15 protein-coding genes are annotated in these 17,187 nt (G+C 69.7%); 11 read left to right on the top strand and 4 right to left on the bottom strand.

What is annotated here, in order from left to right:
* The first annotated feature begins 53 nt into the window (after window positions 1–53).
* From ACK4UM_RS13160 to ACK4UM_RS13125, 8 genes are all read left to right on the top strand, one after another.
* Window positions 54–1,577 (top strand): aldehyde dehydrogenase family protein, encoded by a 1,524-nt coding sequence (locus tag ACK4UM_RS13160; RefSeq protein WP_409799719.1) that lies wholly within the window; start codon window positions 54–56, stop codon window positions 1,575–1,577.
* Window positions 1,578–1,588: 11 nt separating this feature from the next.
* Entirely contained in the window at window positions 1,589–2,809 is a 1,221-nt protein-coding gene (locus ACK4UM_RS13155) for an acyl-CoA dehydrogenase (RefSeq protein ID WP_409799716.1), read from the top strand.
* 229 nt (window positions 2,810–3,038) lie between these two features.
* Window positions 3,039–3,854, top strand: coding sequence for a 4-hydroxy-tetrahydrodipicolinate reductase (gene dapB, locus ACK4UM_RS13150; protein WP_409799713.1), 816 nt, complete (start codon window positions 3,039–3,041; stop codon window positions 3,852–3,854).
* Window positions 3,851–5,038 (top strand): CaiB/BaiF CoA transferase family protein, encoded by a 1,188-nt coding sequence (locus ACK4UM_RS13145; protein ID WP_409799710.1) that lies wholly within the window; start codon window positions 3,851–3,853, stop codon window positions 5,036–5,038. The genes dapB and ACK4UM_RS13145 overlap by 4 nt, the downstream gene beginning before the upstream one ends.
* Before the next feature lie 159 nt (window positions 5,039–5,197).
* Window positions 5,198–6,880 carry a thiamine pyrophosphate-binding protein gene (locus ACK4UM_RS13140; protein WP_409799707.1) on the top strand — a complete coding sequence of 561 codons (1,683 nt, stop codon included), beginning with the start codon at window positions 5,198–5,200 and terminating at the stop codon, window positions 6,878–6,880.
* 99 nt (window positions 6,881–6,979) lie between these two features.
* Window positions 6,980–8,677 (top strand): BCCT family transporter, encoded by a 1,698-nt coding sequence (locus tag ACK4UM_RS13135; RefSeq protein WP_409799706.1) that lies wholly within the window; start codon window positions 6,980–6,982, stop codon window positions 8,675–8,677.
* A 97-nt stretch (window positions 8,678–8,774) separates the two neighbouring features.
* Window positions 8,775–10,052: an AAA family ATPase gene (locus ACK4UM_RS13130; protein ID WP_409799704.1), complete on the top strand. Its 1,278-nt coding sequence runs from the start codon at window positions 8,775–8,777 to the stop codon at window positions 10,050–10,052.
* The gene (locus tag ACK4UM_RS13125) at window positions 10,045–10,674 is read left to right on the top strand and encodes an RloB family protein (RefSeq protein ID WP_409799701.1); all 630 of its coding nucleotides are present in this window, start codon (window positions 10,045–10,047) and stop codon (window positions 10,672–10,674) included. The genes ACK4UM_RS13130 and ACK4UM_RS13125 overlap by 8 nt, the downstream gene beginning before the upstream one ends.
* 7 nt (window positions 10,675–10,681) lie before the next feature.
* Here ACK4UM_RS13125 and ACK4UM_RS13120 read toward each other — a convergent pair whose 3' ends face one another.
* Both ACK4UM_RS13120 and ACK4UM_RS13115 read right to left on the bottom strand, forming a co-directional pair.
* Window positions 10,682–11,617, bottom strand: a complete 936-nt coding sequence (locus tag ACK4UM_RS13120) for a tyrosine recombinase (RefSeq protein ID WP_409799698.1) — start codon at window positions 11,615–11,617, stop codon at window positions 10,682–10,684.
* Between the two features lie 12 nt (window positions 11,618–11,629).
* Complete coding sequence (locus ACK4UM_RS13115; protein WP_409799695.1) at window positions 11,630–11,776, bottom strand: histidine kinase; 147 nt, start codon at window positions 11,774–11,776, stop codon at window positions 11,630–11,632.
* Window positions 11,777–12,066: 290 nt separating this feature from the next.
* Between ACK4UM_RS13115 and ACK4UM_RS13110 the strand changes: the two genes are divergently transcribed.
* Genes ACK4UM_RS13110 through ACK4UM_RS13100 form a run of 3 tightly spaced genes read left to right on the top strand, consistent with a single transcriptional unit; the run spans window position 12,067 to window position 15,634 of the window.
* Window positions 12,067–14,121, top strand: a complete 2,055-nt coding sequence (locus tag ACK4UM_RS13110) for a sensor histidine kinase (protein ID WP_409799692.1) — start codon at window positions 12,067–12,069, stop codon at window positions 14,119–14,121.
* Window positions 14,118–14,543 carry a response regulator gene (locus ACK4UM_RS13105; RefSeq protein ID WP_409799690.1) on the top strand — a complete coding sequence of 142 codons (426 nt, stop codon included), beginning with the start codon at window positions 14,118–14,120 and terminating at the stop codon, window positions 14,541–14,543. Before ACK4UM_RS13110 ends, ACK4UM_RS13105 begins: the two co-directional genes overlap by 4 nt.
* 5 nt (window positions 14,544–14,548) lie before the next feature.
* The gene (locus tag ACK4UM_RS13100; RefSeq protein WP_409799687.1) at window positions 14,549–15,634 is read left to right on the top strand and encodes a sensor histidine kinase; all 1,086 of its coding nucleotides are present in this window, start codon (window positions 14,549–14,551) and stop codon (window positions 15,632–15,634) included.
* Between the two features lie 2 nt (window positions 15,635–15,636).
* Here the strand turns inward: ACK4UM_RS13100 and ACK4UM_RS13095 are convergent, their stop codons facing one another.
* Together ACK4UM_RS13095 and ACK4UM_RS13090 are read right to left on the bottom strand one after the other, a co-directional pair.
* The gene (locus tag ACK4UM_RS13095) at window positions 15,637–16,089 is read right to left on the bottom strand and encodes a cupin domain-containing protein (protein WP_409799684.1); all 453 of its coding nucleotides are present in this window, start codon (window positions 16,087–16,089) and stop codon (window positions 15,637–15,639) included.
* A gap of 75 nt (window positions 16,090–16,164) precedes the next feature.
* Window positions 16,165–17,049 (bottom strand): HpcH/HpaI aldolase/citrate lyase family protein, encoded by an 885-nt coding sequence (locus ACK4UM_RS13090; RefSeq protein ID WP_409799681.1) that lies wholly within the window; start codon window positions 17,047–17,049, stop codon window positions 16,165–16,167.
* Between the last annotated feature and the right edge of the window lie 138 nt (window positions 17,050–17,187).

Raw genomic sequence — 17,187 nt, 5'->3', positions numbered from 1 at the left:
GCGTGGCGCAAAAGGCCGATCCTTCGGCGCGTTTTCTGCCTCAGAGGTCATGAATGCCGCTGCAAGACGTCCGCCCGGAAGCCCTCGCCATCCTCGATCGCCTCGGGGTGTCCCGCGACGCCTTCGCGCAAGGCGGCCTGCCCGCCCGCTCGCCGATCACCGGCGAGACCGTCGCGACCTTGCGCGCGACGAGCGCGGAGGAGGCCCGCGCGATCATCGGGCGCGCCGACGAGGCGTTCCGCGCCTGGCGCCTGGTGCCCGCCCCGCGCCGCGGCGAGCTCGTGCGGCTCCTCGGCGAGGAATTGCGCGCGGCCAAAGACGATCTCGGCATGCTGGTGACGCTCGAGGCCGGCAAGATCGTCTCGGAGGGCCTCGGCGAGGTCCAGGAGATGATCGACATCTGCGATTTCGCCGTCGGCCTCTCCCGCCAGCTCTACGGGCTCACCATCGCGACCGAGCGCCGCGACCATCGCATGATGGAGACCTGGCATCCGCTCGGCGTCTGCGGCGTGATCTCGGCCTTCAACTTTCCCGTCGCGGTCTGGTCGTGGAACGCGGCGCTCGCGCTCGTCTGCGGCGATCCGGTCGTCTGGAAGCCCTCCGAGAAGACGCCGCTCACCGCTCTCGCGGTCGACGCGATCCTGGCGCGCGCCATCGCCCGCTTCGGCTCGGACGCGCCGGAGGGCCTGCACGGGCTGCTCATCGGCGATCGCACGATCGGCGAGGTTCTGGTCGACGACGAGCGCGTGAAGATCGTCTCGGCAACGGGCTCGACGCGGATGGGCCGCGAGGTCGGGCCGCGCCTCGCCGAGCGCTTCGCCCGCGCGATCCTCGAGCTCGGCGGCAACAACGCGGCGATCGTCGCGCCCTCCGCCGATCTCGATCTCGCGCTTCGCGCCATCGCCTTCGCCGCCATGGGCACGGCGGGCCAGCGCTGCACGACGCTGCGTCGGCTCGTCGTCCACGAGAGCGTCTACGATGCGCTCGTGCCGAAGCTCGCCAAGGTCTATTCCTCCGTCTCGATCGGCGATCCCCGCAAGGTGGGCACGCTCATCGGCCCGCTGATCGACGCGGACGCCTTCGCGGGCATGGAGCGCGCGCTCGCCGAGGCTCGCGAGACGGGCGCGACGATCCATGGCGGCGGGCGCGCCGACGTCGAAGGCGGCGGCTTCTATGCCCGCCCGGCGCTCGTCGAGATGAAGGCCCAAGTGGGCCCGATGCTGCACGAGACCTTCGCGCCGATCCTCTACGTCGTGCGCTATTCGACGCTCGAGGAGGCGATCGCGCTCCAGAACGGCGTCGGCGCCGGCCTCTCCTCCTCGCTCTTCACGACCGACATGCGCGAGGCCGAGATCTTCGTCTCGGCGGCGGGTTCGGATTGCGGCATCGCCAACGTCAATATCGGCCCCTCGGGCGCCGAGATCGGCGGCGCCTTCGGCGGCGAGAAGGAGACCGGCGGCGGCCGCGAGGCGGGCTCGGACAGCTGGAAGGCCTATATGCGCCGCGCCACCAACACCGTGAATTACGGCAAGACGCTCCCGCTCGCCCAGGGCGTCAAGTTCGACATCGACGCGTGAGAGGACCCGAGATGACCGCGCTCGCCAACCCGAAGGCCAAGGACGCCCCCGCTCCCGGTTCCTTCTCCTGGGAGGACCCCTTCCTCATCGAGGAGCAGCTGACCGACGAGGAGCGCATGATCCGCGACGCTGCCCGCGCCTTCGCGCAGGCGGAGCTGCTTCCGCGCGTGGTCGAGGCCTATGCGCAGGAGAAGACCGATCGCGAATTGTTCGATCTGATGGGCCAGACCGGGCTTCTCGGCGTGACGCTGCCGGAGGAATACGGCTGCGCGGGTGCGTCCTACGTCGCCTACGGCCTCGTCGCGCGCGAGATCGAGCGCATCGATTCGGGCTATCGCTCGATGATGAGCGTCCAGTCGTCGCTCGTGATGTACCCGATCTACGCATATGGCGACGAGAGCCAGCGCAAGAAGTACCTGCCGAAGCTCGCCTCGGGCGAATATGTCGGCTGCTTCGGCCTCACCGAGCCCGATGCCGGCTCCGATCCCGGCGGCATGAAGACGGTCGCGAAGAAGACCGCCGGCGGCTACGTGCTCAACGGCGCCAAGATGTGGATCTCGAATTCGCCGATCGCCGACGTGTTCGTGGTGTGGGCGAAATCCGAGGCGCATGGCGGGGCGATCCGCGGTTTCGTGCTCGAGAAGGGCATGAAGGGCCTCTCCGCCCCGAAGATCGGCGGCAAGCTCTCGCTGCGCGCCTCGATCACGGGCGAGATCGTCATGGACGACGTGGAAGTCGGCGAGGACGCGCTCCTGCCGAACGTCTCGGGCCTCAAGGGCCCGTTCGGCTGCCTCAACCGCGCCCGCTACGGCATTTCCTGGGGCGTGATGGGCGCGGCGGAGGATTGCTGGCACCGCGCGCGCGAATACACGCTCGAGCGCAAGCAGTTCGGCCGCCCGCTCGCCCAGACGCAGCTCGTCCAGAAGAAGCTCGCCGACATGCAGACCGAGATCGCGCTCGGGCTCCAGGGGTCGCTTCGCGTCGGGCGCCTGTTCGACGAGGGCAAGGCGGCGCCCGAGATGATCTCGCTCGTCAAGCGCAACAATTGCGGCAAGGCGCTCGATATCGCCCGCGTCGCCCGCGACATGCACGGCGGCAACGGCATCATGGGCGAGTACCACGTGATGCGCCATTCCCAGAACCTCGAGACGGTCAACACCTACGAGGGCACCCACGACGTCCACGCGCTCATCCTCGGCCGCGCGCAGACGGGGCTGCAGGCGTTCTTCTGAGGGGGGCCGCTCGAGGCCGCCGGGGGTTTGTCATCCCGGGCCGCGAAGCGGACCCGGGGCCCGTATCCGCGACGATCGTACGAGCGCGCATGCCGCGCTCGCTGCGCGACCGAGCGAGGTCGGCGAAGCGCAGCCTACAGGCTGCGACTGATCGGTCGAGGTCATGGGTCCCGGATCGCCTTCGGCGTCCGGGATGACAGCCTCGACCGATCGAATGCAGGAGGGCAGGATGAGCGTGCGGATCGTCGTCTCCGGGGCGACCGGGTGGGTGGGCAAGGCGCTCGTCGTGGCGATCGCGCAGGCGCCGGATCTCGTGCTCGCAGGTGCCGTGTCGCGGAGCGCGGCGGGGCGGGACGCGGGCGAGGCGGCCGGCATCGGCGCGATCGGCGTGCCGGTCTCGGCGAGCCTGGAAGAGGCCCTCGCCGCCCCCTCCGACGTCGTGATCGACTACACCAGGCCCGACATCGTCAAGGCGAACACGCTCGCGGCGCTCGCGGCGGGGCGCCACGTCGTGGTCGGCACGTCGGGCCTCGGCGCCGCCGATTACGAGGAGATCGACGCCGCCGCCCGCGCCGCCTCCCTCGGGGTGCTCGCCGCCGGCAATTTCTCGATCACGGCGACCTTGATGATCAAGTTCGCGCTGATGGCGGCGCCCTACGTCGCGGATGTCGAGATCATCGACTACGCCAAGGGCGCCAAGCCCGACACGCCGTCGGGCACCGCCCGCGAGCTCGCCGAGCGCCTCGCCGAGATCCGCCGGCCGAGCACCGCGATGCCGGTCTCGGACCTCGGCGGCGTGCGCGAGACGCGCGGCGGCACGATCGGCGCGCCGAACCCCGTCCAGGTCCATTCGGTGCGCATGCCCTCCTTCGTCCTCTCCTGCGAGGCCCTGTTCGGCGCCGACAACGAGCGCCTCCTCATCCGCCACGATTCCGGACCCTCGGCGGGGCCTTACGTGGCGGGGACGCTGCTCGCCGCCCGCAAGGTTTCGGGCTTCGTCGGCCTGCGGCGCGGCCTCGATACGGTGATGGAGGGGCTCTCGTGAAACCCCTCGAAGGCATTCGCGTCCTCGAGCTCGCGCGCATCCTCGCGGGCCCCTGGGTCGGCCAGCTCCTCGCCGATCTCGGCGCGGACGTCGTCAAGGTGGAGCGGCCCGGCGAGGGGGACGACACCCGCGGCTGGGGGCCGCCTTTCGTCGAGAGCGCGGAAGGCGGCGTGCATGCGGCGGCCTATTTCCATTCCTGCAACCGCGGCAAGCGCTCGGTCGCGATCGATTTCACCACGCCGGAGGGCCAGGCGCAGGTGCGCCGGCTCGCGGCCCATGCGGACGTGGTGATCGAGAATTTCAAGGTCGGGGGTCTCGCCAAATACGGCCTCGATTCGCAGAGCCTGCGCCGCGAGAACCCGCGCCTCGTCTATTGCTCGATCACCGGCTTCGGCCAAAACGGGCCCTACGCCTCGCGCGCGGGCTACGATTTCATGATCCAGGGCATGGGCGGGATCATGGATCTGACCGGCGCGCCCGACGGCGAGCCGCAGAAGATCGGCGTCGCCTTCGCCGACATCTTCACGGGCATCTATGCGAGCGTCGGCATCCTCGCCGCGCTCCAGCGCCGGGCCGTCACGGGGGAGGGCGGGCATGTCGACATGGCGCTCCTCGACACGCAGGTGAGCGTTCTCGCGAACCAGGCGCTGAACTACCTCGTCTCCGGCCGCGCGCCGACCCGCATGGGCAACGCGCATCCCAACATCGTGCCCTACCAGGTCTTCCCCGTGTCCGACGGGCACGTGATCGTGGCGGTGGGGAACGACGGGCAATATCGGCGGCTCTGCGCGGTGCTCGGCGCGCCGGAGCTCGGCACCGATCCGCGTTTCGCGACCAATCGCGACCGCGTCGCCCATCGCGAGACGCTCGTGCCGATCCTCGCCGAGCTCACCGCCCGCTCGACGCGCGCGGGGCTCCTCGCGGCGCTCGAGGAGGTCGGCGTGCCGGCGGGGCCGATCAACGGGATCGCCGACGTCTTCGCCGATCCGCAGGTGATCGCGCGCGGCCTGCGGCTCGACCTCGCCGCGCCCGAGATTGCCGGCGGCAGCGTTCCCTCCGTCCGCTCCCCGATCGTTCTCGACGGCGAGCCCCAGGCGGCGACGCGCGCCGCCCCGGCGCTCGGCGCGCACACGCAGGAGGTTCTCGCCGACCCGGCATGGGGAGGGGAAAGTCCCTCCCCGTAGGGGAGGGTGGCCACGGAAGCGCAAGCGACCGTGGCCGGGTGGGGCCCGGGTGGAGATTACCTTCGAACGCCGGGCCCCACCCGACCTCCATCGCTTCGCTCGGAGGCCACCCTCCCCTACGGGGAGGGAGTTCGCGGCAACACAACGAAAGAACCGCTCATGACCAAGTCCTCGCGCACCGGCGGTCGCATCCTCGTCGACCAGCTCCTCGTCCACGGCGTCTCCCACGTCTTCTGCGTGCCCGGCGAGAGCTACCTCGCCGCGCTCGACGCGATGCACGACGCGCAGATCGCGGTCACCGTCTGCCGGGCGGAAGGCGGGGCGGGGATGATGGCGGAGGCCCACGGCAAGTTGACCGGGCGGCCGGGCATCTGCTTCGTCACGCGCGGGCCTGGCGCCACCAATGCCGCGCCGGCGCTGCACATCGCCCGCCAGGATTCGACGCCGATGATCCTTTTCGTCGGCCAGGTCGCGCGCGAGATGAAGGAGCGCGAGGCGTTCCAGGAGCTCGATTACAAGGCGGTGTTCGGCTCGATCGCCAAATGGGTGGTCGATATCGACGATCCCGCGCGGCTCCCCGAGCTCGTCTCGCGCGCCTTCCACGTCGCGACGGCCGGCCGTCCGGGCCCCGTCGTCGTGGCGCTGCCCGAGGACATGCTCACGCAGGCGGCCGAGGTGGCCGATGCCGAGCCCTACGCGATCGTCGAGACGCATCCGGGCCTCGCCCAGATGGCCGACTTGCAGAAGATGCTGTGGGCGGCGAAGCGCCCGATCGCGATCCTCGGCGGGTCGCGCTGGAGCGAGGCCGCGGTCGCGCGCTTCACGCGCTTCGCCGAGCGCTTCGGTCTGCCCGTCGCCTGCTCCTTCCGCCGCCAGATGCTGTTCTCGCACGAGCACCCCTGCTACGCGGGCGATCTCGGGCTCGGCTGCAACCCGAAGCTCCTCGCGCGCATCCGCGAGGCCGATCTCGTGCTCGCGATCGGCGGGCGGCTCTCGGAGATCCCGAGCCAGAGCTACGATCTCTTCGGCATCCCCTCCCCCGGCACCGCCCTCGTCCACGTCCATGCGGACGCCGCCGAATTGGGGCGCGTCTATCGCCCCAAGCTCGCGATCAACGCCTCGGCGAGCGCCTTCACCGCGGCGCTCGAGGCCGTGCAGCCGCCGAACGCGATCCCCTGGGAGGGCGCGGCCGAGGCGGCGCATGCGGATTACCTCACCTGGAGCGACCCGACCGCCATCCGCCATCCGGGCGATCTGCAGATGGGGCAGGTGATGGCCCATCTCGCGCAGGCGCTCCCCGAGGACGCGATCCTGTGCAACGGCGCAGGCAATTACGCGACCTGGATCCACCGCTTCTGGAAGTTCCGCCGCTTCGGCACGCAGCTCGCGCCCACCTCCGGCTCGATGGGCTACGGCGTGCCGGCGGCGATCGGCGCCAAGCGCGTCTTCCCCGAGCGGGAGGTCGTGGCCTTCGCCGGCGACGGCTGCTTCCTGATGAACGGTCAGGATTTCGCGACCGCCGTTCAATACGATCTGCCTCTGATCGTGATCGTCGTCGACAACGGCATGTACGGCACGATCCGCATGCACCAGGAGCGCGAATATCCCGGCCGCGTCGTCGCGACGGCGCTCGAGAACCCCGATTTCGCAGCCTACGCCGCCGCCTTCGGCGGTCACGGCGAGCGCGTGACGCGCACGGAAGAGTTCGCTCCGGCGCTCGAGCGCGCCCGCGCGAGCGGCAAGCCCGCCATCCTCCACCTGATCATCGACCCCGAGACGATCACGCCGACCGCGACGCTGACGGGCATGCGCGAGGCGGCTCTGGCGAAGAAGGGCGGGTGAGGGGTTCCAGGTCGGAACCGTCGAGGGGGCCCGCTTCTTGACCTCGCAGGCGAAGCTCTGCCGCAGGCGCGTGCCTGCGGCTTCTCGCACGGGGGAGACATGGACACGGAAGACCGGGAGCGTCCGCACCAGCCGGACGTGATCGACGTCCGCAGCGCGGAATTCGGCGGCGCCACAGACGTCGGCGAGCCTATACCGCCGCCCGAGGGCGAGACGCAGGTCATCGAGACGCCCTACGAGATCGGCCAGGACAACATCGCGCGCAGCCTGACGATCGAGTTCGACATCCACCACGTGGTGTTCACCGTCTCCGCGATCGCGGTCGCCTTGTTCACGCTCCTCACCCTCGCGCTCCAGAACGAGGTGGCGCCGCTCTTCGTCGCCCTGCGCGACGCCCTGACCGCGCGGCTCGATTGGTTCTTCCTCGCCGCCGGCAACGTCTTCGTGATCCTCTGCCTCGTCCTGATCGTCACCCCGCTCGGCCGCGTGCGGCTCGGCGGGCCCGACGCGACGCCCGATTACGGCTATCTCGGCTGGTTCGCGATGCTGTTCGCCGCCGGCATGGGCATCGGGCTGATGTTCTACGGCGTGGCCGAGCCGCTCGGGCATTTCGAGGCGGCGCTCGGGGGCGTCGAGATCGGCGAGGACGGCGCACGCACGGATTGGGCGCCGCTCGGGGGCGCCGCGGGAGACGTCGAGGCCGCGCGCCGGCTCGGCATGGCGGCGACGATCTTCCACTGGGCGCTCCACCCGTGGGCGATCTACGCCGTGGTCGCGCTCGCGCTGGCGCTGTTCTCCTACAACAAGGGCCTGCCGCTGACCCTGCGCTCGGCCTTCTACCCGATCTTCGGCGAGCGGATCTGGGGCTGGCCGGGCCACGTGATCGACATCCTCGCCGTCTTCGCCACCGTGTTCGGGCTCGCGACCTCGCTCGGCATCGGCGCCGAGCAGGCGGCGGCCGGCATCGACGCGCTCGTCGGTCTGGGCACCGCCGACGCGTTCCTCGTTCTCCTGATCGTGTTCATCACGGGGATCGCGATCGTCTCGATCGTGGCGGGGCTCGATCGCGGCGTGAAGCGGCTCTCGGAGCTCAATCTCGCGCTCGCGGCCGCGCTCCTCTTCTTCGTGATCCTCGCCGGGCCGACTTTCGCGATCCTCGACGGCGTGTGGCGCAACCTCGCGGCCTACCTCACCCATCTGCCGGCGCTCTCGATGCCGTTCGGCCGCGAGGACCGCAATTTCGTCGGCGGCTGGACCGCGTTCTATTGGGCCTGGTGGATTTCCTGGTCGCCCTTCGTCGGCACGTTCATCGCGCGGGTGAGCCGGGGGCGGACGGTGCGCGAGTTCATGGTCTGCGTGCTGCTCATCCCCTCGCTCGTCTCGGTGATCTGGATGACGGCGCTCGGCGGCACCGCCATCAGCCAGGCGCTCGCCGGCATCGGCGAGGTCGGCGATGCGGCGCTCGAGCTCCAGCTCTTTGCGATGCTGGCGCAATTGCCGCTCTCGGCGATCACCTCCGTCATCGGCATCGTGCTCGTGATCGTGTTCTTCGTCACCTCGAGCGATTCCGGCTCGCTCGTCATCGACACGATCGCGGCGGGCGGCAAGGTCAACGCCCCGGTGCCGCAACGCATCTTCTGGGCGAGCCTCGAAGGCGCGGTCGCCATCGCCCTCCTCCTCGGCGGCGGCCTCGCCGCGCTCCAGGCCATGGCCGTCTCGACGGGCCTGCCCTTCACGCTGGTGCTGCTCGGCGCCTGCTACGCGATCGTGAAGGGGTTGCTGGACGAGCCGCGGTGAGCCGATTGGCAGCAGCGATGCCGTTTTAGCCTTTTCTTTGCGGATTTTCCGCATAGATTGGCCTCAAACGGCATCGTCGCCTCCGAGGAACACGCCCATGCTGCTGCGCTTCGGCGTCGCCAACCACCGCTCGATCCGCGAGCGCCAGGAAATCTCGTTCATCGCCTCGAAGCTCAAGGGCGGGACGACGCAACCGATCGAGGTCGCGGGGCTCAAGGAGCAGGTGCTGCCGGCGGCTCTGGTCTACGGGGCGAACGCATCGGGGAAGTCGAATCTGTTGGGTGCGCTCGACGCGATGCGTGACCACGTTCTCGACTCTTTCCACAAGCGCGCCCCAACGGCCGGCGTTCCACGTGATCCATTCCGTCTCGACGACGTGTCTCCTTCAAATTCGACGGAATTCGACGTCGATTTTCTTATCGATGGGACTCGCTACGAATACGGCTTTACATTCACGGATCAATCTTTTCTGAGTGAGTGGCTTTATGCATATCCAACGGGTCACCGCCAGATGTGGTTCGAAAGATCTGCGGGCGGTCTACGTTTTGGCCGAGCCCTGAAGGGAGAGAATAAAGCAATTGCGGCTTTGACTCGCGATAGCAGTCTTTTCTTGTCCGCGGCGGCCCAGCACGGGCATAGCAGTCTTACGCAAATTTATCGTTTTTTTCAATCGGTCGTGACCTGTCTTTCGGCAAACGTGCACGTCGGCGAGCTGCAGGAGAATGCAGAAAATATTGACTATTCGATCCTCGAGTTTTTCACGTATGCAGATACAGGCATTGTTTCTCTGAAGAAGGATCAGATTCAAATCGAAGCAGAAAGTAGTGAGTTCGCGCAGGATCTTGAGAAGTTGCTTCAGAAGCATTTTGGATCTGATAAAAGGTTTGCGCTCGACGATCCTAAGACAGAACTAAGACTTGGACACGCTAGCGTGGGACAAAAGGAGGTTTTCTTCTCTCTGTCGGCCGAAAGTCGTGGTACGCTTCGGATGATGAAGTTAGTTCACTTCGTTCTGCGCGCTTTGAGAAGGGGAAGCACTCTTGTCATCGACGAGCTCGACGCCAGCCTCCATACCCTTCTCGCCTCGCGTCTCATCGAGCTGTTCGGCAACCCGAAGCTCAATCCGAAGGGCGCGCAGCTGCTCGCGACGACGCACGACACGCATCTCCTCTGCTCGCCCGCGATCCGGCGCGACCAGATCTGGTTCGCCGAGAAGAACCGCGAGGGCGCGACGTCGATCTATCCTCTGACCGACATCCGCACGCGGGCGGAGGACAATCTCGAGCGGGGCTACCTCCAGGGGCGGTTCGGCGCGATCCCGTTCCTCGGCTCGGTCGAGGAGCTGTTCGGCGGCACGAGGCGCGGCGATGCCTAAGGGCAGAGGCGGTCGACCCGAGCGCCCGCTCGCGCGACGCGGGCCGAAGCGCGAGCCCAAGCTCAAGCTGACGATCTTCTGCGAGGGAATGCGCACGGAGCCGGACTACATCGACCATTTCCGGCGCCTGCACGGCAACAACCTCGTCGAAATCGAGATCGTGGCCGCAGCGGGGGTGCCGAGGACGCTCGTGGAGAAGGCCGCGGACGCGCTCCCGCGCCGAAGAAAGAAGGATTCGCTCGCGCGCAACGATCAGGTCTGGGTCGTGTTCGATCGCGACGAGCATCCGAACGTCGCGGAAGCGCGCGCCGAGGCCGAGCGCGTCGGCGTGATGGTCGCCTTCTCGAACCCCTGCTTCGAATTGTGGGCTTTGCTGCACTTGCGCGATCACGATGCGCCGGTCGGCCGTCACGAGGTCATCGGGCTGCTGCGAGAGCACTTTCCGGGATACGACCGCGGCAAGCCGAAGAGCTTCGATTGCGAACGGCTCGGCCCTCTCTTCGACGACGCGGTCGCCCGTGCCCGAGCCATGCGGGCGCGCCGCGAGGCCGACGAGAGCGATTGCCCCTACACGGACGTCGACGTCCTCATGCTCCTCATCCGCGAGAACGGCAAACGCTGAGCCCCTCTCACCCCTTCTGCCCGAGCGGGTGCAGATCCCGCACCATCGCGGCGGCGCGCTCGTCGAGGACGTGGGTGTAGATCTGCGTCGTCGAGATGTCGGAATGGCCGAGAAGCTCCTGGATGGCGCGCAGGTCGGCGCCGTTCTGGAGGAGATGGCTCGCGAAGGCGTGGCGCAGGACGTGGGGGGAGACGAGGCGGGCGGGGATGCCGGCGGCCTCCGCGGCGATCTTCAGCTCGCGGGCGAAGGCCTGGCGGGTGAGATGCCCGCTCTCGGAATCGGCGGGGAAGAGGTGGGGCCCGGCATAGCCGGACGCCTCGAGCGCCGCGAGCCAGGCGCCCGACGCGTCCTTGGCCGGCTCGGTAATGGGGACGAGCCGCTCCTTGCCGCCCTTGCCGCGCACCACGATCGCCCGCGTCTGCGCCCGCGCGGCCGAGCGCGGCAGGGCGACGAGCTCGGAGACGCGCAGGCCCGTCGCGTAGAGGAGCTCGACGAGGGCGACGAGGCGCAGGCGCCGCAGCCGCTCGCGCGGGGGAAGGTCGGGGACCGACGCCGCCTCGGCGATTGCGGAGAGGAGGCGGTCGACATCCGCGACGCGCAGCGTCTTCGGCAGCGGGCGCCGGCCGCGCGGCCCCTCGATCGCGGCGGTCGGATCGCCCGCGGCATGTCCTTCGAGAAGCAGGAACTTGTGGAACTGACGCACCGCCGAGAGCCGCCGGGCGCTCGTCGCCGGCGACAGGCCGCGCTCGGCGAGGCTCGCGAGGAAGCCCGCGACGTGCTCGGCGCGCGCCTCGAGCGGGCCGAGGCCGGCCTGCGCGAGATGCGCGCGATAGTCGTCGAGATCGCGCGCATAGGCGTCGAGCGTGTTCGCGGCCGCGCCGCGCTCGGCGGCGAGCATGTCGAGGAAGAGGCCGACGAGCCGCGCGGGCGAGACGGAGGACACGGGCCGCGTCCGTCAGCGCGGCATGAGCCGCGTGGGCGGCACGGTCGTCGTGATCTCCCGCGGCGTGGGCTCGACGAAAACTGCGAGCGCCCACATGGCGCCGTAGACGAGGCCTCCGAGAACGAGGGCGATGACGAGAAGACGAAACAATGTCGGCACGTGCGCCCCACCAATACGCGAGCTGAAACGATCGCCCCGTCGCCGGGGCGCTTCGCGTGCCGCACGCCCGCCACATCGGGACGGCATGCTGGCGCGTGAAGGATCGAGCGGAAGGTACGCACTCCGGCAAGCCTTGCAAAGGGCGGCGCGACAGATCGCGGTTTTTGCTCACCTGCCGGGAACCGGCGGGCGTCTCGCGCGTTGCCTCCTGCCGAAATGCGCGGCAAGGGCACGCGAGCGACAAGCCTCACAAGAGACGGCGCCTCGGCGGCGGGGAAGAGAACGAGTTGATGGCCAGGGATTCGTCGGCGCAGACCGCGGGCGACACTCAGACGAAGGTTTTGCCGCAGGCATGGCGCTCGCGCTTTTCGGGGCGCAGGCTGCTGATGCCGCTCGTCGTGTTCGCGATCGGCCTCGCATCGACTGCGATCGTCGCGCTCCAATACGATCGGATCGCCCAGGAGCGCGACCAGCAGCGCTTCCAGGCTCTCGTCGCGCAGCGCGTGGTCGCCATCGACGAACGGATGAACCTCTATACCGGCCTCCTGCGCAGCGGCGCCGCCTTCTTCGCGGCCGCGCGCGGAGGCGTGACGCGCGAGGATTTCCGCGCCTTCTTCGAGCGGATGCGCGTCGACCTGCATTATCCCGGCGTCCAGGGGCTCGGCTTCGCGGCCGTGGTCCCGCCGGAGGGCGAGGCGGCGTTCGCCGCGCGCCTCGCGGCGCAAGGCCGTCCGGGCTTCGCCGTCTGGCCGCCTCTCGACGAGGCCGACCCCGTCGAGGGGGTCGAGCCGGTGCCGCGCACCGCGATCGTCTATCTGGAGCCGGAGGACGAGCGCAATCTCGCGGCGATCGGCTTCGACATGGCCTCCGAGCGGACCCGGCGCGAGGCGATGATGCGCGCGCGCGACACCAGCCTCTCGACGGCCTCGGGCGTCGTGCGCCTCGTCCAGGAGATCGACAGCGACGTCCAGCCGGGCATCCTGATCTACGCCCCCGTCTACGAGGGCGGCGTGCCGGCGACGATCGAGGAGCGCCGACGCCGCCTCCTCGGCTTCGTCTACAGCCCCTTTCGCGCGCGCGATCTCTTCCAGGCGCTGATGCGCAACCAGCCCCATGCCGAGCTCGACTTCGCGGTGTTCGGAGGCCCCGTCATCGACGAGGAGACCCTCCTGTTCCGGACCGGGCAGACGCAGGACGGGGGGCGCCTCTCGTTGCGGGCGGAGGAGCGGATCACCGTCGCCCAGCGGCCCTGGACCGTGCTTCTCGAGACGACCCCCGCCTTCGAGGCGGCCTCGCCCCGCGTGTTCACGCCCTTCATCGCCATCGTCGGCCTCGCCGTCACCGCGCTGCTCACGGCCGCGAGCGTCGGCCAGGCCCGCGCGGTCGCGGACGCCGAGCGCTCGCGCGACGAGGTCGAGACCCTCGCCCAGACGCTGGAGCACCGCGTCGAGCGGCGCACCGTGCAGCTCGAGCGCGCCCGCGCCCGCCTGTCCGCGCTCAACATGAACCTCGAGCGGGCGGTGGAGGCGCGCACCGCCGAATTGTCCGCCGCCAACGAGGAGATCCAGCGCTTCGCCTACATCGTCAGCCACGATCTGCGCGCGCCCCTCGTCAACGTGATGGGCTTCACGAGCGAGCTCGACGCGGTGCGCGGGGACATCGAGGGCTTTCTCGAGCGTGTCTCGCGCGAGGCGCCGCAGCTCGTCGATCCCGGTGCGCGCGACGCGATCGAGACGGACCTGCCCGAGGCGCTCGGCTTCATCCGCGCCTCGACCCAGAAGATGGACCGGCTGATCAACGCCATCCTCAAGCTCTCCCGCGAGGGGCGCCGCGTGCTCGCTCCCGAGCCCGTCGACCTCGCCGCGATCGTCTCGGCCTTGTCGGAGAGCCTCGCCCATCAGCTCGACGAGAAGAGCGCCGAGATTTCGAGCGAGGAGCTGCCGACGATCGTGTCCGATCGCCTCGCCCTCGAGCAGGTTTTCGGCAACCTGATCGAGAACGCGGTCAAGTATCTGAGCCCCGACCGTCCGGGGCGCATCCGCGTCGCGGCGGAGGATGTCGGGCCGCTGGTGCGCGTCTCGATCGCCGACAACGGCCGCGGCATCGATCCGAAGGATTTCGAGCGCATCTTCGACCTGTTCCGCCGCGCCGGGCGCCAGGACACGCCGGGCGAGGGGATCGGGCTCGCCCATGTGCGCGCGCTCGTGCGCCGCCTCGGCGGCTCGATCGAGGTCGCATCGACCCCCGGCGAGGGCTCCACCTTCACCGTCACCCTACCGCGGACGTTCACGTCCGAGACCTCCGCCGACGCGAGCGTGGCCGGCGAGACAGAGGAGGCCGCATGAACGCCCAGCCCGTCACCATCATCATGGTCGAGGACGACGACGGCCACGCTCGTCTGATCGAGAAGAACGTCCGCCGCGCGGGCGTCTCGAACGAGATCCGCCATTTCCAGAACGGGACGGCCGCGCTCGGCCACCTGTTCGACGAGAGCGTCCGCTCGAACGGGCCGCTGCTCGTGCTGCTCGACCTGAACCTGCCGGACATGTCGGGCATCGACATCCTCGCCAAGCTGAAGGCCGACGACAAGCTCAGGCGCGCGCCGGTGATCGTCCTGACGACGACGGACGACCAGCGCGAGGTGCAGCGTTGCTACGATCTCGGCTGTAATGTGTACATCACGAAGCCGGTCGAATACGATACCTTCGCGCAGGCCATTCGACAGCTCGGCCTGTTCCTCTCCGTCATGCAGGTGCCCGAGGCCTGACGAAAGTGATCGAGCCGCTCCAAGGCGTGAGCCTCCTCTACATCGACGACGACGCCGCCTTCGGACGCCTCGTCGAGCGCACGCTCGCGCGCAAGGGTCTCGATGTGTCCGTCGCGCTCGACGGCGATGCGGGCGTCGCGCGGTTGCGCGAGCGGCGCTTCGACATCGTCGCGCTCGACCATTTCATGCCAGGCAAGGAGGGGCTCCAGGTGCTGGACGAGATCCGCCGCACCGACGATCCTCCGCCGGTGATCTACGTCACCGGCGCCGACGAAGGCCGCATCGCGGTGGCCGCGCTCAAGGCGGGGGCGGCGGACTACATCGTCAAGGACGTCGGCGGCGCCTTCTTCGATCTCCTCGTCGCCGCGATCCGTCAGGCGCTCGATGCCGAGAGCGTTCGGCGCGCCAAGGAAGCGGCCGAGCGCGAGGTCCGCGAGGCGCGCGACCGCGCCGAGATGCTCCTGCGCGAAGTGAACCACCGCGTGGCGAATTCCCTGCAGCTCGTCTCCTCCCTCGTCTCGATGCAGAAGAGCATCGTCGAGGACAACGGCGCCCGCGCCGCCCTCGTCGAGACGCAGGCCCGCATCGCCGCGATCGCGCAGGTCCACCGGCGGCTCTACACCTCCCCCGACATCCGCGAGGTGGCGATGGACGCCTATCTGCGCGGCCTCGTCGAGGAGCTCGACGCCGCCATGCGCGCCGCCGGCGCCACCCACGAGATCGCGGTGACCGCCGATCCCCTGCCGATGCCGACGGACAAGGCGGTCTCGCTCGGGGTGATCGTCGCCGAACTGGTGACGAACGCGGTGAAATACGCCTATCCGACCGGGATCGGCGGTCCGGTGCGCATCACGCTCGCGCGCGAGAACGGCAATGCCCGCCTCGTCGTCGAGGACGACGGCACCGGCTGGCGCGGGGACGCCTCGGCGACCGGCAGCGGGCTCGGCACGCGCATCATCCGCACCATGGCGGCCTCGCTGCATTCGGGCCTCGAGTTCGACACGAGCCACGCCGGAACCCGCGTCGTCCTGCGCTTTCCCTGCAGCGAGGCGGTGGCCGAGGAGGCGGTGCGGGCGGGCGCGGCGGAATAGCCTCAGGTCCGCGGCGTCGGGCGCCAGCCGGGCGGGGCCATCTCGAAACCGGCGAAGTCGAAGCCCGGCGCGACCGTGCAGCCCACCAGCGTCCAGGCGCCGAGCGACGTCGCGGTCTGCCACCAGCCGGCGGGCACCACGATCTGCGGGCTCTGGCCGCGTATCAGATCGGGCCCCAGATGCCGCGCCTCCGCGTCGTGGCCGTTCGGCGAGACCGTCAGGACGAGGGGCGCGCCGGCATAGAAGTGCCACACCTCCGCCGCGTCGACCCGGTGCCATTCCGACACGTCGCCGAGGCCGAGCAGGTAGTAGATCGCGGTCGAGGCGGCCCGACCGTCGGCGAGCAGGCGGGAATCGCGGAAGGTCTCCCGGTAGAACCCGCCCTCGGGGTGGGGCGCCAGCCCGAGCCGCTCGACCACCTGATCGGCGCTCATCCCGTCGATCGCATGCGGCATCCGTCTCCTCCTCGGCTCGCCCCACGACATTATGGCAGAGCGATGCCGAGGGGAAGGAACGGAAAGGCGCCGGCCTCAGGCTCCCTGCGCGGCGATGGCATCCGCGAGGGCGACGGTGCGGCGGGCCATGTCGGCGTGGAGGCGCTCGACCATGCGGCCGTCGAGGCTGATCGCGCCCTTGGTCGCGTTCTCGGGCCGATCGAAGGCCGCGATGACGGCCCGCGCGCGGGCGACCTCCTCCGCGTCGGGGGCGAAGACGCGATTGGCGGTCTCCACCTGCTTGGGGTGGATCAGCGTCTTGCCGTCGAAGCCGAGCTCGGCGCCCTGCGCGCATTCGGCGGCGAAGCCGTCCTCGTCGTCGAGCGTGTTGTAGACGCCGTCCAGGATGTCGAGGCCCTCCGCGCGGGCGGCGGCGAGCGCGGTCATCAGCCAGGGCAGCATGCCGGCGCGGCCGGGGGTGAGGCGCGCGCGGGTCTCCTTGGCGAGGTCGTTCGTGCCCATCACGAAGCAGGCGAGGCGGGTGAGCGGATCGCGGGTCGCCTGCGCGATCGCGGCGGCGGCGAGGATCGCGGCCGGCGTCTCGATCATCGCCCAGACCTTGAGCGTATGCGGCGCGCTCTGGGCGTCGAGCCGGGCGCCGACGCGACCGAGATCCTCCGGCGCCGAGACCTTCGGCACCAGGATCGCCGCCGGGCGCGCGGCGGCAGCCGCCTTCAGATCCTCCTCGCCCCAGGGCGTGTCGAGCGCGTTGATGCGGATCACCACCTCGCGATGGCCGAAGCCGCCGGCGCGCACCGCCTCGAACACGCGCGCCCGCGCCTCCTCCTTCACGTCGGGGGCGACGGCGTCCTCGAGATCGAGGAGGAGGACGTCGGCGGGCAGGCTGCGCGCCTTCTCGAGCGCGCGGGCGTTCGAGCCCGGCATGTAGAGGGCGCTGCGGCGGGGGCGTATGGTCTTCATCGGCTCACCTTCGAAACACGTCCATCCCGAGAGTGGAGAGCGCGCCCGCGCTTGTCGAGCCGTGCGAAGGGATGATCGCGCGGGCTCCCGCCCGAGCGCGGGGACGTGGTGCCGGCATTCGGCGGCCGCGCTTGCGGT

It is taken from the genome of Salinarimonas sp. (assembly GCF_046292825.1).
GTDB lineage: Bacteria > Pseudomonadota > Alphaproteobacteria > Rhizobiales > Beijerinckiaceae > Salinarimonas.
Note: the sequence above shows the minus strand (reverse complement) of the source record. Positions and strands in the feature narration are given on the sequence as shown.

What these genes read in the sequence shown, in the direction of transcription:
- ACK4UM_RS13105 (WP_409799690.1), top strand. Translation starts at nt 14,118, where the DNA reads ATGAACGCCCAGCCCGTCACCATCATCATGGTCGAGGACGACGACGGC.
- ACK4UM_RS13130 (WP_409799704.1), top strand. Translation starts at nt 8,775, where the DNA reads ATGCTGCTGCGCTTCGGCGTCGCCAACCACCGCTCGATCCGCGAGCGC.
- ACK4UM_RS13160 (WP_409799719.1), top strand. Translation starts at nt 54, where the DNA reads ATGCCGCTGCAAGACGTCCGCCCGGAAGCCCTCGCCATCCTCGATCGC.
- dapB (WP_409799713.1), top strand. Translation starts at nt 3,039, where the DNA reads ATGAGCGTGCGGATCGTCGTCTCCGGGGCGACCGGGTGGGTGGGCAAG.
- ACK4UM_RS13090 (WP_409799681.1), bottom strand. Translation starts at nt 17,049, where the DNA reads ATGAAGACCATACGCCCCCGCCGCAGCGCCCTCTACATGCCGGGCTCG.
- ACK4UM_RS13140 (WP_409799707.1), top strand. Translation starts at nt 5,198, where the DNA reads ATGACCAAGTCCTCGCGCACCGGCGGTCGCATCCTCGTCGACCAGCTC.
- ACK4UM_RS13135 (WP_409799706.1), top strand. Translation starts at nt 6,980, where the DNA reads ATGGACACGGAAGACCGGGAGCGTCCGCACCAGCCGGACGTGATCGAC.
- ACK4UM_RS13125 (WP_409799701.1), top strand. Translation starts at nt 10,045, where the DNA reads ATGCCTAAGGGCAGAGGCGGTCGACCCGAGCGCCCGCTCGCGCGACGC.
- ACK4UM_RS13110 (WP_409799692.1), top strand. Translation starts at nt 12,067, where the DNA reads ATGGCCAGGGATTCGTCGGCGCAGACCGCGGGCGACACTCAGACGAAG.
- ACK4UM_RS13155 (WP_409799716.1), top strand. Translation starts at nt 1,589, where the DNA reads ATGACCGCGCTCGCCAACCCGAAGGCCAAGGACGCCCCCGCTCCCGGT.
- ACK4UM_RS13095 (WP_409799684.1), bottom strand. Translation starts at nt 16,089, where the DNA reads ATGCCGCATGCGATCGACGGGATGAGCGCCGATCAGGTGGTCGAGCGG.